This is a genomic window from Virgibacillus sp. LDC-1 (assembly GCF_030137545.1).
GTDB lineage: Bacteria > Bacillota > Bacilli > Bacillales > Amphibacillaceae > LDC-1.
The window spans coordinates 118,301-135,124 of sequence record NZ_JARUVL010000005.1 but is presented as its reverse complement, the minus strand read 5'-3'; the positions used below and the strand labels follow the sequence as shown (position 1 = coordinate 135,124).

General features: G+C 37.4%; 14 protein-coding genes. 12 read left to right on the top strand and 2 right to left on the bottom strand.

Translation table 11 applies throughout. The annotated features are described in order from the left end of the window. The first annotated feature begins 272 nt into the window (after positions 1-272). The gene (locus QBK89_RS06545) at positions 273-893 is read left to right on the top strand and encodes a lysozyme family protein (protein ID WP_284140225.1); all 621 of its coding nucleotides are present in this window, start codon (positions 273-275) and stop codon (positions 891-893) included. Positions 894-1,069: 176 nt separating this feature from the next. Further along, complete coding sequence (locus QBK89_RS06540) at positions 1,070-1,447, top strand: RidA family protein (RefSeq protein WP_284140224.1); 378 nt, start codon at positions 1,070-1,072, stop codon at positions 1,445-1,447. Positions 1,448-1,527: 80 nt separating this feature from the next. On the opposite strand, the gene QBK89_RS06535 is transcribed toward QBK89_RS06540, so the two are convergent. Beyond that, positions 1,528-1,773 carry a YuzB family protein gene (locus tag QBK89_RS06535; protein ID WP_284140309.1) on the bottom strand — a complete coding sequence of 82 codons (246 nt, stop codon included), beginning with the start codon at positions 1,771-1,773 and terminating at the stop codon, positions 1,528-1,530. A 126-nt stretch (positions 1,774-1,899) separates the two neighbouring features. After that, positions 1,900-3,093: an MFS transporter gene (locus QBK89_RS06530; protein ID WP_284140223.1), complete on the bottom strand. Its 1,194-nt coding sequence runs from the start codon at positions 3,091-3,093 to the stop codon at positions 1,900-1,902. Between the two features lie 263 nt (positions 3,094-3,356). On the opposite strand from QBK89_RS06530, the gene QBK89_RS06525 reads away from it, so the two are divergent. The 10 genes from QBK89_RS06525 to QBK89_RS06480 all read left to right on the top strand — a co-directional run bounded on the left by QBK89_RS06525 (position 3,357) and on the right by QBK89_RS06480 (position 16,822). Continuing rightward, positions 3,357-4,283 carry a DUF1002 domain-containing protein gene (locus tag QBK89_RS06525; RefSeq protein ID WP_284140222.1) on the top strand — a complete coding sequence of 309 codons (927 nt, stop codon included), beginning with the start codon at positions 3,357-3,359 and terminating at the stop codon, positions 4,281-4,283. A gap of 106 nt (positions 4,284-4,389) precedes the next feature. After that, on the top strand, positions 4,390-5,925 hold the full coding sequence (locus QBK89_RS06520) for an MFS transporter (protein WP_284140221.1): 1,536 nt from the start codon (positions 4,390-4,392) through the stop codon (positions 5,923-5,925). A 578-nt stretch (positions 5,926-6,503) separates the two neighbouring features. After that, positions 6,504-7,511 (top strand): ABC transporter ATP-binding protein, encoded by a 1,008-nt coding sequence (locus tag QBK89_RS06515; RefSeq protein WP_284140220.1) that lies wholly within the window; start codon positions 6,504-6,506, stop codon positions 7,509-7,511. Continuing rightward, positions 7,508-8,440: an ABC transporter ATP-binding protein gene (locus tag QBK89_RS06510; RefSeq protein ID WP_284140219.1), complete on the top strand. Its 933-nt coding sequence runs from the start codon at positions 7,508-7,510 to the stop codon at positions 8,438-8,440. Before QBK89_RS06515 ends, QBK89_RS06510 begins: the two co-directional genes overlap by 4 nt. A gap of 6 nt (positions 8,441-8,446) precedes the next feature. After that, positions 8,447-9,409 (top strand): oligopeptide ABC transporter permease, encoded by a 963-nt coding sequence (opp4B, locus tag QBK89_RS06505; RefSeq protein ID WP_284140218.1) that lies wholly within the window; start codon positions 8,447-8,449, stop codon positions 9,407-9,409. A gap of 27 nt (positions 9,410-9,436) precedes the next feature. Further along, on the top strand, positions 9,437-10,351 hold the full coding sequence (locus tag QBK89_RS06500) for an ABC transporter permease (protein ID WP_284140217.1): 915 nt from the start codon (positions 9,437-9,439) through the stop codon (positions 10,349-10,351). 440 nt (positions 10,352-10,791) lie between these two features. Next, positions 10,792-12,579: an oligopeptide ABC transporter substrate-binding protein gene (gene opp4A, locus QBK89_RS06495; RefSeq protein ID WP_284140216.1), complete on the top strand. Its 1,788-nt coding sequence runs from the start codon at positions 10,792-10,794 to the stop codon at positions 12,577-12,579. A gap of 374 nt (positions 12,580-12,953) precedes the next feature. After that, positions 12,954-14,630, top strand: a complete 1,677-nt coding sequence (locus QBK89_RS06490) for a peptide ABC transporter substrate-binding protein (RefSeq protein WP_284140215.1) — start codon at positions 12,954-12,956, stop codon at positions 14,628-14,630. 333 nt (positions 14,631-14,963) lie between these two features. After that, a complete protein-coding gene (locus QBK89_RS06485; RefSeq protein WP_284140214.1) occupies positions 14,964-15,899 on the top strand; it encodes an ABC transporter permease in 936 nt (311 codons plus the stop codon). After that, the gene (locus tag QBK89_RS06480) at positions 15,899-16,822 is read left to right on the top strand and encodes an ABC transporter permease (protein ID WP_284140213.1); all 924 of its coding nucleotides are present in this window, start codon (positions 15,899-15,901) and stop codon (positions 16,820-16,822) included. Before QBK89_RS06485 ends, QBK89_RS06480 begins: the two co-directional genes overlap by 1 nt. Positions 16,823-16,824 lie beyond the last annotated feature (2 nt).

The window sequence follows — 16,824 nt, the reverse complement described above, 5'->3', positions numbered from 1 at the left end:
GATAAATGATGCTTTCAATATGAAATTGGTGTCTCTATACCATTTCGATGAAATAGTCTAGTCACAAAGATAGCTTCTTTCGTTGTTCATCTTGTCATTTGCGTAATAACTACTAACACCTCATTTCAGATGAAGTTTTAGTTATTCACAGCGTGTGGATAAAGCTTGAGGGAAAGCTGCTTTTCTATGAATCTCTTAAGAATTGATAAATCCCTTTCTGTGGATAAATCTGTGTATAATAGCTTTTCATAAAACAGAAGGATACGATAGAAATGAGAAAAAAAACAAAAACAGCGATAAAAAAAGCATTTCTAGTTGCTGCTTTTCTATGCGTGGTACTATTTGCGCTATCAGTGACAATGCATAACGATATCGAACCTCAATCACAGTATGACAGCACAGCATTCGTAAGCGAAGCGGTATATGGTTATCAACCGGTCGTGAAGAAATACGCTGAACAATATGGTGTATCCAATTATGTAGATGTTTTGTTAGCTATGATGATGCAAGAATCTGGTGGACGTGGTCAAGATCCAATGCAATCGTCCGAAAGCTATTGTGGAAAAAGAGGCTGTATTAAAGATCCGGAGAAGTCGATTAAGCAAGGTGTTTATTATTTTTCGGAAACGCTTCAAGCTGCGGACGGAGATGTGGAATTAGCAATTCAATCCTATAACTTTGGAAAAGGGTTTGTTTCATTCGTCAAGAAACAGGGGTCCAGCTATTCACAAAATCTAGCGATCGAATTTTCAAGAAAAATGTATGAGCAAGCATCAGATCCTACTATTTATTCATGTCTTCGCAAAGAAGCCAAGCAGTATAATGCGTGTTATGGAGATATTTATTATGTTCGTGATGTACTTCAATATCGCAACGCTATTGCTTTAAATTAGGATATTCTAGTCATGAAAGTAGTTATTGCAAGGAAGCCTTGCATTAAAGCTGATAAAGATGACGGCGATAGAACGCGATTTTTCCATATAACAAGCAATGAGAGATGTGAACATGTTATTATTAAAAAAGACAAGCTTGCATTTAATAATTTTTCGGATGGGGAGGAGAATAGACCATGATTAAAGAAATTTATGCGAAAGATGCTCCAGCAGCTATTGGACCTTATTCGCAAGCAATCCAAGCAGGTGACTTTGTTTACGTCTCGGGTCAGATTCCAATTGATCCAACAAATGGAGAAGTGGTAAAAGGAATCGAAGCACAAACAAAGCAAGTATTAGAGAATTTAAAGGCGATTTTAACAGAAGCAAATACTGATTTTTCGCAGGTTGTTAAATTTACAATTTATCTTTCGTCCATGGATGACTTTGCAACGGTAAATGAAATCTATGGATCTTATTTAAAACAGCCATATCCTGCACGTGCAACAGTTGAAGTTAGCCGCTTACCGAAGGATGTTATGGTTGAAATGGATGCTGTTGTGTATAAACAGTAATTATGAAATTAATCGTTCGACAATATTTCCCAGGAAATAAGATGATTGCTATGAACTGTCGAAACAAAGAAGAACTGCTCTTATTGATAAAGAGTCAGTTCTTCTTTAATTGCTTCTCTTATTTTAGCCAAGCATTCTTCAGGAGTATTTCCAAATACACGTTTGTTATTCACTAATGCATATGGTTTTACTCTGCACAAGCCGCAAAAGGATAAACAATCATTTACTAATACAGCGACTTCTGGAAATTCAGCTTCAAGAATTTCCTCTATATTTAAAGTTGTAATTTGATTTCCATCACACACTTCAACGATGACGATACCCAAATAATCACGTTCTTTCTGCTTCATAATACTAAAAACACTGCTTACTTTGATAGTTGTAACACAGATAGAGCCGGAATTCAATGATTGGTAATTAGTCAGACTAAAAAAAGGCATTTCCTCTTATAATTAGGCTTCATCGAAATGGGCCTGCTTTTCGCGATTTTGATGTTTAAGCCAAGCAGAGAGCATGATGCCCCCGCTCAATAAGAGCAAGGAGCTTGTAACAAAAAATACGGAAGAAAAACCAAAAAAACCTGCTAGAGCTCCACCAAGTGCTGGCCCGATAATATTACCTAAAAATCGAAGACTTGTATTATAGCCGAGCACCTCTCCTTGCATGGATAAAGGTGCAGCCTGTCGAATGTAGGCAATTCTTACAGGAATAATACCGCCGATTGAAATGCCTAGCAAGAAACGAAGTACGATAAGCTGCCATATATTTGTGACAAATGCACCCGGGAAATATACGATACCTGCCATAAATAATAGAATGATTAAAATTTTAATATACCCTAAGCGATCACCTAGTCTTCCCCATGAACGAGTCATGAGTAAGTTCCCTAGTCCAGCAGCAGAAAATGCCAACCCAGAGAAAAACGCAATACTAGCGGTACCGTGAATTTCTGCTACATACAATGATAGAATGGGTTGTATACTGAAGTGAGCCACTTGAACGAGTACGGAAATCAGCATTACGACAAGTAATAAAGGGTGTTTAATTATATGAAGGAATACTTCCTTACTAGAATAGGATTGATATTCTTTGCTATCTACTTTAGGGAGACGTTGCTCTTTTACGCCAATCCATACAATAATAGCAGAAATAAAGACGGTGATGGAGGTCCACTTGAAAGTGGTAGAAAAGCCAATGGTGTCAGCTAATACACCGCCAAGCATCGGCCCCATTAAAGAACCAGTAATACTTCCGGTCTGTAAAGTGCCTAACACTCTACCAGCAATATGACGTGGAGTTTGTGTAGAAATCAATGCCTGGGACATCGGAATAAAACCTGTAAATATTCCCATTAATAATCGGAGGAGAAACAGTTGCCAAACATTAGAGGCAAAGCCCATTAAAAAGACAGATAGTCCTAATCCAATGGCAAAAATAATGAGTAATGGTTTCCTGCCGTACTTGTCCCCAACTCTTCCCCAAATTGGTGCGAAAATAAAGGCTGCAACAAAGGTAATTCCGAATATCCATCCTGACCAATTTTGCACATAAGCATCAGAAAAACTTCCAAACGACTCAACATATAAAGAAATAAATGGCAGTACCATGGTAATACTTCCGGCAATAAAAAAGTTTGCTAGCCACATAATTGTTAAATTTTTGTTTTTCGTTATTGGTTGATTGTTGATTATAAAACCTTCTTTCTACCAATTTACTTCGACGCTCTAAATATATATAATTTGGGAGTTAAAAGAAAGGATTATGCTCAGGTCAAAGAGTTTTTATCTACTTATATAGGAGAAATTTTCAAAGTGAGTAGAAAAGGGTATAATGATGAAAAGATGAAAAAATAAGTTGGACGAGCATATACATGGAGTAATCAAATGATGAGTAAAGGGGACAAGATAAAATGAAACGTAACCTAAGAAAAATAGCAGTTGCTACGATGCTTTTTGGTCTTATTCTAGGTATTTATGCGCCAGCATTTGCTGACAATGGTGGAGATAGTTCTAAAAGCGTTAATGAAAAACTTGGTGTACCAATTGTTGTATTAGGTGAAAAGCTAACTGAAAAGCAAAAGGAAGAAACACGTAAACTATTAAAGGTTTCTAATGATGATACAGTTGATGAATATATTGTAACGGGAGAGGATGGAGCAGCATATATTGGCGGTAATCCAAACTCCAATATGTATTCTTCAGCTAAAATAACAGTCGAGGAGTCGGGAAAAGGACTCCAAATCGATATCGTGACACAAGAAAATATTACAGAAGTAACAAATGAAATGTATGCAAACGCATTACTAACTGCTGGTGTAGAAAACGCAACGGTTCTTGTTGCTTCTCCTGTAAAGGTAAGTGGTCATTCAGCGTTAACTGGGATCTATAAAGCATTTGATGTCAAGGGAGTGGCGCTTGATAAAGAGCGAATGGAGCTAGCCAATGAAGAGCTTGGGATTGCTTCGGAATTAGCAAAAAAAGAAGGACTTAGTCAAGAAAAAGTAAGTGAGCTACTAACAGAAATTAAAACGGCTATTGCTGAACAAAATCCAGCTACAAAAGAAGACGTAGAAAAGATCGTAAAAGAGCAGCTTGATAAATTGGAAATCTCGTTAAATGAAAAAGATCGTCAGCTATTGATTGATTTATTCGAGAAAATGCGAGATTTAAATATCAATTTTGATAATGTAAAGGAACAATTGAATGATATAGCTTCAAAAGTTCAAGATAAATTAGGTGAATTAGTAAATGATGAAGGATTTTGGCAAAACGTTGGCAATTTCTTTAATCAGATTTTTGAGGCGTTAAGCAACTTTATTAAAGGGCTATTTAGCTAATATACGGCATGCAAACAGGAGGAAGCAAAGGGCTCAAAAATAGAGGTCTTTGCTTTTTTCAATAATAAATGGTTTCATCTCATCCAATAAGAAGGGAGCTGTACATATGACGGTACAGAAAAACACACAAGGGTCACAAAAATGGCCGCTAACTTTATTTACAATTGGTGTTTTTATGGCAGGCTTGGATAATGGCATCATCAGTACAGCGTTATCAACCATTAATGCTTCCTTTGGCGTTTCACCTTCCTGGGGAGCATGGACGATTACCTTGTATACGCTTGGGATTGCTATAAGTGTGCCAATCATTGGAAAACTTTCTGACCGATTTGGAAGAAAGCGTTTATTTTTAATTGAAATTACTATTTTTGGAATTGGCTCTTTGCTCGTTGCAATGAGTCCAAACTTCACATTTTTGCTTGCTTCACGATTAATTCAAGCTATCGGTGGAGGCGGAATTTTTATTATTGGTAGCTCACATATTTTGGCAACACTACCGAAAGAAAAGCAAGGGAAAGCGTTAGGTATACTTGGCGGAATGAATGGACTCGCCGCTGTCATTGGTCCTAATCTTGGAGCAATTATTTTAGATCTAACTGGATCATGGCATTGGATGTTTTTAATTAATATCCCGATTGCAGTTTTTCTTGTAATCTTTGGCACTATTAAGATAAACGAAACGACCTCGGTCAATACGAAGCCGCTTGATTTTACAGGAAGCTTATTATTAGGTGCTGGAATTTTAGCGTTTATGTATGGGATAACTAATTTAAATAATGCAGCCTTTCTAGGCGGGATCCTTCAATTAACGGTTCTTCCTTTTCTACTTTCTGGCGCTTTGTTGTTCGTTATCTTTCTCCGATTTGAAAAAAAGGTAGAAAAAGAGGGTGGCGATCCAATCGTAGCCTTTTCTCTACTGAAAGGTAAAAAGTTTCAACTCACACTGCTATTAGGCTTTCTTTCCGGAGGTTTTTTAGCAGGAATTATTTTCATTCCCTCTTATGTACAACAAGTGCTACAAATTCCAGTAGAACAGGCAGGTTATTGGCTCACACCTATGGCAGTAGCGTCGGGTATTGGCGCAGGAGTTGGTGGTGTGTTAACAGATCGATATGGAGCAATCAAAACGGTTATTCTTGCAGGTATAATTGGAATTATAGGCTTCTTTCTATTCCCATTTATTGCGGGCTTTTCGTTATTTTTCGTTGCTAGTACTTTGGCCGGAATCGGACTTGGTATTCTGCTTGGCGCTCCGTTAAATGTCCTGGTTGGAGAAAGTGCCAAACATGGCGAGCAGGGATCAGCACTTGGCACACTGTCCTTAATTAGACAGGTTGGATTAACTTTGTTTCCAACTGCTTATGCAGGGTTTATTACCGGAGCATTTGTGAAGGTACAACCTGTACTGGATAAGAAATATGATTCTTCGCTATTTAACTTTTCCGGTGGAGCCTTAGAGGGGAATTATGAAGCGCTCGTTTCGCAAATCAACAAAATAACGGATCCAACAATTCAGAAGGAAGCTTTGAAAATTGTTGCTAATGTTGTTGAAAAGGGGTATTCCAATGTTTATATTATGGCAGGCACATTAGCAATTATTGTAACGGTTATCGGAATTTATCTTCATGCAAAACAAGAATAGTGGCATAAAGCGAAGCAAAAGTTGTCGTTAAATAGATAGGATATCATCCTTTACAACTACTTTCTACAGAGAGTAAATGTTTAAAGGGTGATTTTTTATGTCTAGTGTCGTTAAATGAAATTATCTCTGAAAGTATTGTTTATCAAAGAGGAAACTAGTGACAGTTTTTAAACAAAGAAACTTTAATAAAACGTATAAAATGAAGGTTTAAAAGGCTGATTTTCATGAAAAATCGGAATATATTAAATTAAAAAATATCGTTTTTTTCAAAAATTTTTATAAAGAATGGGGTGCAATATTTTTAAAATGGTAGTATAATAGTCCTCATAATAAAAATAATAAAAGCAAATTATCAGAATATTCATCGGCTTTCTACGAGTGTATATTCTGAATTTTCTATTATAATCACGTTTTATATTATATAGAAATTGGGTAACCTAAGGAACTGTTATTCGTCTTAATAAAATAAAAATATACGGTGTTTTTTTATTTTGAGGCAAATCTATATTCAATGTTCAGGCACAATAATCGAAATGCTACATTTAATTTAGAAACAAACAAGGTGGAGGGAATTGAAATTGTCTAATCAATTATTGGAAATAAAAAACCTGAAGACGTCGTTTCGTATAAAAGATAATTATTATGCAGCTGTTGATGATTTAACATTAACAGTAAATAAAAATGAAGTACTGGCAATAGTAGGGGAATCAGGCTGTGGAAAGAGTGCATTAGCATTCTCTATTATGGGACTTCATAACCGTGCGAAAATTGAAGGGAATATTCTTTATAAAGGCCAAGACATTGCCAATATGCCTGCATCAAAGCTAAATAAACTACGTGGTAAAGATATGGGGATGATTTTCCAAGATCCGTTAACTGCATTAAATCCGTTAATGGAAGTTGGAGAGCAAATCGGCGAAGTGTTAATGCTTCATAATAAAAGCATGTCGAAAACAGAACGGGTAGAAAAAGTAATAGAGTTGTTAAACAAAGTTGGTATACCGCGTGCTGCGCATACGTTTGGCCAATTTCCACACGAGCTATCTGGAGGAATGAGACAGCGTGTTGTTATAGCAATGGCGATTGCGAATGAACCGGAGCTTCTCATAGCAGATGAACCAACGACAGCTCTTGATGTAACCATCCAATCGCAAATCTTAGATTTAATTAAAGAGCTAAAAGAGGATATGCATGCTGGAATTATTATGATTACGCATGATCTTGGTGTTGTAGCAGAAATGGCTGACCGAGTGGCGGTAATGTATGCTGGTCAAATCGTTGAAATTGCCGATGTCCAAACATTATTTTCCAATCCGAAGCACCCTTACACGAGATCATTATTAAATTCTGTTCCAAATGCATCAGAGACACAGTCAAAGCTGCATGTTATCCAAGGAATTGTACCTGCATTGCAAAACCTACCTCGTAAAGGCTGTCGTTTTAGCCCGCGAGTTCCATGGGTCGATAAAGATGCACATGAAGAAAACCCAGTATTGCATGAAGTAACCCCAGGACATTTCGTTAGATGCACATGCTATAAAGAGTTTCAGTTTCCGGATGAATCGCAAGGAGGAGCAACATCATGACATTTTTGCAAGTGGAGGATTTGAAGGTACACTTTCCAATTAAAGGTGGTATTTTTGGAAGAACTGTTGGCCACATCAAGGCTGTAGATGGCGTATCCTTTTCATTGGAAAAAGGAAAAACATATGGCCTTGTTGGAGAATCAGGATCAGGAAAAACAACAACTGGCCGAGCAATCATTGGCTTGAATAATATAACCTCAGGAAAGGTTGCATACAACGGCCATGATATTACGAATATTAAAAAGGCAAAGCTTGATATTCGCAAGGACATTCAAATGATCTTTCAGGATCCATATTCTTCTTTGAATCCGAAAAAACGTGTTTTGGATATAATTGCAGAGCCATTACGTAACTTTGAAAAATTATCGAAGCAGGAAGAAAAAAAGCGCGTACAGGAGCTTCTAGAATTAGTGGGTCTTAGTCCAGAAAGTATTCTAAAATATCCGCATGAATTTTCTGGTGGTCAAAGACAACGGATTGGAATTGCTAGGGCGATTGCTTTAAAGCCTAAATTGATTATTGCGGATGAACCAGTATCTGCACTTGATGTTTCTGTACAGGCTCAGGTGCTCAATTTTATGCAAGAGATTCAAAAAGAATTGGATTTAACCTATCTCTTTATTAGTCATGACCTAGGAGTAATCAAACATATGTGTGACCATATCGGAATCATGTATAAAGGTCGTTATGTGGAAGAAGGAACTACTGCAAATATATTTGATAACCCACAGCACATTTATACAAAGCGGTTAGTTGCTGCAATTCCGGATATTGATCCAAACAAACGGGAAGCGCAAGCACAATTCCGTCAAGCAGTAAAAGAGGAGTATGAACAATCATATAATGATTACTTTGATGAAGAAGGCTTAGCTTACAAATTACAGCCTATATCTGAAACGCATTCAGTGGCTTTACCGGAGAAAGGTTGATTTTAAATGTGGAAATTTACAGTAAGACGAATTTTAATAATGATACCTCAAATAATACTATTAAGTGTGCTCGTGTTCTTAATGGCTAAAATGATGCCAGGCGATGCATTATCTGGATTAATTGATCCGAATATCGATGCAGAAACAATCGAGGCAAAACGAGAACAGCTCGGCTTAAACGATCCGTGGTATGTACAATATGGAGATTGGGTAGAAGGATTATTTCATGGAGATCTAGGTCAATCGTTCCGATTTAAAATGCCTGTTTCAGAGCTGATCGGCCAACGTCTTGCAAATACATTCTGGTTATCCTTAGCTACATTAATCTTAATCTATGCGATTTCAATTCCACTAGGGATTATCAGTGGTCGTTATAATGACTCTTGGGCAGATCAATTTATAACAGGCTACACATACATTGGGTTTGCAACACCATTATTTATTTTCGCTTTAGTTATGCTTTGGATTTTTGGTTTTCACTTTAGCTGGTTCCCAACTGGGGGAAGTGTCGCGCCTGGGATGGAGCCAGGCACGTTTGAATATGTCATGAGTAAAATACAGCATTTATTGCTTCCTGCGATTTCGATGGCCTTAATTGCAACCGTTGGTACCGTGCAATATTTGCGAAATGAGATTATAGATACGAAGCAAAAGGATTTTATCTTAACTGCAAGAGCAAAAGGTGCATCCGAATCAAGGGTTTACAATCGACATATTTTACGAAACTCCTTACTACCGATTGCCGCCTTTTTTGGATATGAAATTACGGGATTGATTGGCGGAACAGTGTTTGTGGAAACTATATTTAGTTATCCAGGAATGGGACAACTATTTTTAGAATCGATCACGATGCGTGATTACAGTGTAGTAACTGCACTTGTGTTGTTATTTGGAATAGCAACCATTTTAGGGGCACTCTTATCAGATATTATTTTAAGTTTAGTTGATCCACGTATTCGTATTAAATAAGTTCGAAAGACTCTGAGGTGATGAAAATTGATAAAAGATAGTAGTGCAGTAGCTGATACAGAGCAGGTTGAGAAAGCAAGCAAGAGTCCCTCGGGCTTTCACATTCTTTGGCGTGAAATTGTAAGAGATAAAATAGCGCTCGTATCACTTATTTTTTTAGTGCTAATTACTGTGACAGTATACGGGGTTTCCTTCTTTCTAGATTATAAAGAGATTGTAAAGGTTGATCTACTTTCGATTCACCAGGCACCAAATGATGAATTTATATTAGGAACCGATTATGGTGGTCGGGATGTTTTTGGACAATTACTAATTGGAACAAGAAATTCCTTGTCCATAGGTATCCTTGTAACGCTAATGACAGGTGTTATTGGTATTATTTATGGCCTTGTTTCAGGTTATTTCGGTGGTACTGTAGATAATATCATGATGCGTATTTTAGACTTTTTTATGATTTTACCATTTCTTATGATTGTTATCGTTTTTGTAGCGATGGTACCGAAATATAGCGTTATTTCTTTTTCATTAATTATGACAGCTTTTTTATGGATGGGAATCGCAAGACTCATTCGATCGAAAGCATTGCAAGAGAAAGAATTGGATTATGTACAGGCTTCTAAAACGCTAGGCTCATCCAACTTAAAAATTATGTTTACACAGGTTCTTCCTAATCTAAGTTCGATTATTATCGTTAACATGACATTAAATCTAGCTGGAAATATTGGATTGGAATCAGGATTATCGTTTCTTGGCTTTGGATTTCCTGAAGACACACCAAGTCTTGGAACACTGCTAAGCTATGCAACAAACCCGCAAACATTAGAATATCGTTGGTGGATTTGGGTTCCGGCAGCTATTTTGATCTTATTCCTTATGTTAAGCGTTAATAATGTTGGACAAGCATTAAAACGAGCAACAGATGCAAGACAACGAAGAGGATAATATTTAATAGGTATAAAAGAATTTTTATTCGGAGTAAATGGTACTAATGTGCAGTGGAAATAGGTGAGACTCCGACGGAAAAGGCACTAGGGGAACGCAGACTAAAATCGCTACGTCCTGTACGTCGAAAAATCCACTTGGAAAAGAGAGTACGCTTTTCCAAGTTAGTTGAGGCTATGTCCGTGGGAAGCGAACCTATTTTTCGCACTGCAATGTAATGGATTGTTTAGGAGTAGGGAATGTCATTTTGTTCTAGCTCCGGTATATTGTTATTTTTCTGAATTGCATCACAATAATGTTGATTTTTAGGAGGTGAGGCTTGCGATAGCTGTAGCCTAGTAAAATGTTACCTACATCTATTTAGATGTTGAGTATAAATTTGTTGGTCAAGCGAATCAACGCGAGACATATACAACAAGAAAATAAAAGGAGGAGTCAACATGAGAAAGTCAACGTTAGGAAAAGTGCTATTGGCACTAATGCTTGTAGCGCTACTTACGCTTGCAGCGTGTGGAAAAGACGATTCAAAAGGCAAAGAAGAAGAACGTCTATATTCCATCGAAGATTTTAGCACCGATAAAACAAATGAGGGAGAAGCCATTGACGGTGGAGAAATTACGTATGGTTTAGTTTCTAGCAGTCCGTTTGCAGGAACATTAAACTGGAATTTCTATGATGGTAATCCAGATTCAAAAATTCTTGAGTGGATGGATGAGTCTCTATTAGACATGGATAATAACTACAATTATACTCAAGACGGTGCAGCTACTTTTGAAGTAGAAGACGGACGTATTTTTACTTTTACGATTCGTGATGGTGTAAACTGGCAGGACGGAGAGCCTGTAACAGCAGAAGACTGGGCGTTTGCTTATGAAGTGATTGGTAACGCAAAGTATGATGGTGTACGTTATGATTCCACTTTCAAAAACATTGAAGGAATGGAAGAGTATCACGCAGGAAAAGCGGATACGATTTCAGGAGTTGAAGTACTTAATGACAAGCAATTAAAGATTACCTATAAAGAATCAAATCCATCTCTATTAACTGGTGGAATTTGGCCGTATGCTTTACCAAAGCATATTTTCAAGGATATTCCAGTAGATAAAATGTCTTCATCTGATGAAGTTCGTAAAAATCCAATTGGATTCGGACCTTTTAAAGTAGAGAACATTGTACCTGGAGAGTCTGTAACATTGGTGAAAAATGCCGATTACTGGCGTGGAGAGCCCAAGCTAGATAAAGTAACAATTAAAGTAATTGCTCCAACTGTTGTAGTGAAGGAATTGGAAAGCGGAAATATCGATTTAGTAAGTGAATTTCCAACTGATCAATACCCGGATAATGCAGAAATGTCCAATGTAGAATTTTTAGGAAAAATTGATCTTGCTTATTCTTATACTGGCTTTAAGCTAGGTACATGGGATAAAGAAAAGAAAGAAGTAAAGCCAGATCCAAATGCGAAAATGGCAGATGTTAACTTAAGAAAAGCAATGTGGTATGCGGTAGATAATGATGAAGTTGGTAAGCGTTTCTACCACGGTTTACGTTGGAGTGCAAACACTTTGATTCCACCATCACACCCTGCTTATCATTCTGATGATGTTGATGCACCAACATTCGATCCAGATAAGGCAAAGGAAATTCTTGATGAAGCAGGCTATAAAGATACAAATGACGACGGCTTTCGTGAAAATCCAAAAGGAGAAGAGCTTGTCATTAATTTTGCAACGATGGAAGGCGGAGACACTGCTGAGCCATTAGCAAAATACTATATTCAAGCTTGGGAAAACGTTGGCTTAAAGGTTGAATTATTAGATGGACGTTTACATGAATTTGAAACATTCTACAACCGTGTAGGTAACGGTGGTAACGATGATCCAAAAGTTGATATTTACCAAGGTGCATGGGGAGTAGCAAGTGATGTTGATCCATCTGGACTTTATGGTCGCGATGCAATGTTTAACTTCTCCCGCTATGCAAGTGAGAAAAATGACGAGCTTCTAGCAGAAGGATTATCTGAAAAAGCCTTTGATCCAGAATATCGTCAACAAGTGTATAAAGAGTGGCAAGAAATGATGGTAGAAGAAGTTCCAGTCTTCCCAACGTTATACCGTGCTGCTTTAGTTCCTGTAAATAACCGTATTGTAAATTATTCAATTGCTAACGCACCTACGTATCATCTCCATGAAATTGGTGTGACACAAAAAGAAACATTAGCAGCAGAATAATATGCTATAAAAGTGTACGAGGATGAATTTCATTCTTCGTACACTTTTTTATGCATTTAACCATGAAATTTTTTTATATTTAGATACAGAAATATCTCATCGTAATTTAATTTGTCTTCTCAGAATAAAAACAAATCCTTTAGAACTATAAAAGCGCTAAACAAGTATAAAATAACCAGGCTAAAAGACCTTAAAATAGCTTAAAAATGCCAATAATTTTAATTAAAAACTAATTTACCAATAAAAATAATATAAAAAATTGAAAGAATAGGATGAAATATTTAAAAAATAGTAGTATAATAATGGACATGGGTAAATTGAAAGATAATTCTGTTTACCAAAAAAATAAAACAATAACCTAGGGAGGTCTTTTCATGAAGTGGAAAAAATGGTCTTTGCTTCTTGTCTTGGTTGTTGCGATGAGCTTGTTCTTAGCAGCTTGTGGCGGAGATGATGAAGCAAATAAAGATGAAAAAGATAATGGCAAGAATGCGGAACAAAGTGAGGGAGATAGTGCGAGTGGTGATTTGGCAGCAGATCAAACACTTAATGTAAATATTCGTGAGGAACCACCTTCCTTGCATCCAGGTTTAGCAACGGATACAACCTCAGGAGCTGTATTGAATCAGGTGTTTGAAGGTTTAATGCGTGTAAACCAAGAAGGAAAAGTAGAACCAGCGATCGCTGAGTCTAATGAAGTGTCTGACGACGGTTTAACGTATACATTTAAGTTGCGTCAAGATGCGAAATGGTCCAATGGCGATCCTGTAACTGCAAAAGACTTTGAATTTGCATGGAAATGGGTATTAGACCCTGCTAATGCAGATACCGATTATGCTTATCAGCTATACCCAATTAAGGGAGCGCAAGATGCAAAAGAAAATGGTGGTTCCCTTGATGATGTAGGAATCACAGTAAAAGATGACCATACTTTAGTAGTTGAATTAAATCAACCAACTGCTTACTTTTTAGAGCTAACAGCATTTTATACTTATTTTCCAGTTAATCATAAAGTAGTAGAAGGAAATAACAAATGGGCACAAGACGTATCAGATAAATATGTAACGAATGGTCCATTCTTACTTGATACATGGAAGCACAAAGATGAAATCGTGCTTAAGAAAAACCCAGAATATTGGGATGCTGATACAGTAAAGCTTGAAACGATTAACATGTACATGATCGATGATGAAAATACTGCAAAGCAAATGTATGACAGTGGTGAAATAGATTGGTTGGGAGATCCAACAGATACGATTCCATTAGCAGCCATTCCAGCATATAAGCAGGAAGGTAAATTAAATATTGCTCCAAAGGCTGGAGTATATTATTACGCGTTTAACACGGAAGCAGAGCCATTTACAAATGTAAATATTCGTAAAGCCTTTGCCTTAGCAGTTAATCGTCAAGGAATTGTGGAGAACATTACAAAGGGTGAGCAACAGCCTGCAATGGCACTTGTACCACCTTCTATTTTCCCAGAAAATAAAGAAGGCTATTTTAAAGATAATGATGTAGAAGAAGCGAAAAAGTATTTAGAAAAAGGCTTAGAAGAATTAGGCCTAGATAAGCTGCCAACAGTTAAGCTTTCTTATAACACAAGTGAAGCACATGCTGCAATTGCACAAGCGGTGCAGGATATGTGGAAGAAAAATCTTGGTGTTGAAGTGGAGCTTAATAATGAAGAGTGGGGTGTATACCTAGATTCGATGGGAGCAGGTGATTTCCAAGTTGGTCGTATGGGCTGGATCGCAGACTTTAATGATGCGATTAACTTCCTAGAAATCTTTGAATCCAAAGGTGGAAACAACTATACAAACTGGGAAAGTGCTGAATACCAAAAAATCTTACAACAAACAAGAGAAGAAACAGATGTAGCCGCTCGTGAGGAATTGCTTCATAAAGCAGAAGATCTTTTCATGGAAGAACTTCCAATTGCACCGATTTATTTCTATACAAATGTATGGACACATAATGAAAAGGTTAAAAACGTCGAAGTATCACCACTTGGTGTAGTACAGTACAAGTGGGGCTATATCGCAGCAGAATAATGAATGGTGAAGTTGAGGGAAGATTGCTTTCCTCAACTTTCCCTTCCGTTTTAACCAAGATCCCAGAAATCTATTCTACAACAAGAATAACAAACACCTTTGATAAATCTTGAACTGCCAGTGAAATTGTTGTTTTGGTAAATGAACTATGTATTCACTAATTTTTGCTTCCTTGAATGTCGAGTGTGGCAGAATGAGTGTGTATTTCAGGGGTGATTTGTTGTCACCCCTCTTTTGTTTTGAAAAGATAAAATATTCTGATGAAATAAACAGAAATATGTCGATAAATAATTATTTGGCGGATCGACGAAAGGATGATGGAGGTGTTCATACATGGCTAGATATTTATTAAAGCGATTTGGCTATATTTTAGTTTCTTTGTTTTTTATCATCACCATAACTTTTTTACTCATGAAGCTTGCTCCGGGGGGGCCATTTACCTCGGAAAGAAAAACATCCCCAGCCATTGAGCAGCAGATGCTCGAAGCTTACGGATTAAATGATCCCTTGTATAAACAATATTTTGATTACCTGATTAATGCTGTGCAGTTGGATTTTGGACCATCCTTTAAATACGATGGACAAGAGGTAACAGATATCATTGCAAGAAGTTTTCCATACTCTTTAATTTTAGGGCTGGAAGCGATTTTTATTGCTGTTGCCTTTGGTGTGTTTTTAGGTGTTATTGCCGCCTTGTGGCATAATAAGTTTCCGGATTATACAGCAATGGTTCTTGCAGTAATGGGGATTTCCGTACCGAGCTTTATTATGGCAACCATTCTTCAATACGTATTCTCTATTAAACTAGGGATGCTACCGATTGCCAGATTTGAATCGTTTGCACATACGATTTTGCCAGCGGTTGCATTAGCCTCGACTCCACTTGCTTTCATTGCTAGGTTGATGCGTTCTAGCATGCTTGAGGTGCTACATGCAGATTATATTAAAACAGCGAAATCGAAAGGCTTAGGAAAGCGGATTGTTACTTACCGTCATGCGCTCAGAAATGCGATTTTACCAGTTGTTTCGTACATGGGGCCATTGGTTATTTCTGTGTTAACAGGTAGCTTTGTAATTGAAAAGATATTCAGCATTCCCGGTTTAGGAAATGAATTCGTTGTAAGTGTAACGAATCGCGATTATACAGTCATTATGGGAACAACTGTCTTTTTTAGTGTTTTACTACTTGTAACCATTCTCATAGTCGACCTTATTTATGGATTAATTGATCCACGAATAAAAGTAGCATCAAAGGGGGCGAAAGAATAATGTCGCAAGTAAAACTACAGCAGGCAGATTTTGAGCCATTACATGTGGAAGGAAAAGATGCTGAACGAATTGCGGGCGAAAGTACCTCCTATTGGAAGGATGCTTGGCGGCGGTTTAGAAAAAATAAACTCGCATTATTTGGTGTCGTTGTTATTATCTTGCTAGGAATTATGTCGTTTATTGGTGAACCGATATCGGGTCAAAACTATAGTGAAAATGACTTGATAAATGCAAATCAATCTCCCTCTTCGGAGCATTGGTTTGGAACCGATAACTTAGGAAGAGATGTATTTGCCAGAACATGGTATGGCGCTAAAATCTCCTTGTTTATCGGATTGATGGCATCATTGATCGATCTTGTAATTGGTGTTATTTGGGGTGCTGTAGCAGGGTTTTATGGTGGTAAAGTGGACGAGTATATGATGCGTATTGCAGATATTTTATACAGTGTTCCCTATTTACTTGTTGTAATATTACTGATGGTTATCATGCCGCAAGGTCTTTGGACATTAATTATAGCAATGACGATTACCGGATGGATTAATATGGCAAGGATTGTACGCGGACAAGTGATGCAGCTACGCTCTGAGGAATATGTAATGGCTTCTCGTTCCCTGGGTGCGAGTAATTCACGATTAATGTTTCGACATCTCGTGCCAAACACACTAGGTCCAATTCTTGTTACGCTAACATTGACCATTCCTAGTGCAATCTTTACAGAAGCCTTCTTGAGCTATCTTGGACTAGGAGTTCCTGCTCCGAAAGCGAGTTGGGGTACCATGTCCTCTGATGCACTTTCATCTTTCCAATACTATCCATACCAGCTTTTCTTCCCGGCTCTCTTTATCTGTCTAACGATGCTTGCATTTAATATCGTTGGCGATGGTTTAAGGGATGCGCTAGATCCAAAGGAACGTAAGTAATG

What these genes read in the sequence shown, in the direction of transcription:
- QBK89_RS06545 (WP_284140225.1), top strand. Translation starts at nt 273, where the DNA reads ATGAGAAAAAAAACAAAAACAGCGATAAAAAAAGCATTTCTAGTTGCT.
- QBK89_RS06540 (WP_284140224.1), top strand. Translation starts at nt 1,070, where the DNA reads ATGATTAAAGAAATTTATGCGAAAGATGCTCCAGCAGCTATTGGACCT.
- QBK89_RS06530 (WP_284140223.1), bottom strand. Translation starts at nt 3,093, where the DNA reads ATGTGGCTAGCAAACTTTTTTATTGCCGGAAGTATTACCATGGTACTG.
- QBK89_RS06525 (WP_284140222.1), top strand. Translation starts at nt 3,357, where the DNA reads ATGAAACGTAACCTAAGAAAAATAGCAGTTGCTACGATGCTTTTTGGT.
- QBK89_RS06520 (WP_284140221.1), top strand. Translation starts at nt 4,390, where the DNA reads ATGACGGTACAGAAAAACACACAAGGGTCACAAAAATGGCCGCTAACT.
- QBK89_RS06510 (WP_284140219.1), top strand. Translation starts at nt 7,508, where the DNA reads ATGACATTTTTGCAAGTGGAGGATTTGAAGGTACACTTTCCAATTAAA.
- opp4B (WP_284140218.1), top strand. Translation starts at nt 8,447, where the DNA reads ATGTGGAAATTTACAGTAAGACGAATTTTAATAATGATACCTCAAATA.
- opp4A (WP_284140216.1), top strand. Translation starts at nt 10,792, where the DNA reads ATGAGAAAGTCAACGTTAGGAAAAGTGCTATTGGCACTAATGCTTGTA.
- QBK89_RS06490 (WP_284140215.1), top strand. Translation starts at nt 12,954, where the DNA reads ATGAAGTGGAAAAAATGGTCTTTGCTTCTTGTCTTGGTTGTTGCGATG.
- QBK89_RS06485 (WP_284140214.1), top strand. Translation starts at nt 14,964, where the DNA reads ATGGCTAGATATTTATTAAAGCGATTTGGCTATATTTTAGTTTCTTTG.
- QBK89_RS06480 (WP_284140213.1), top strand. Translation starts at nt 15,899, where the DNA reads ATGTCGCAAGTAAAACTACAGCAGGCAGATTTTGAGCCATTACATGTG.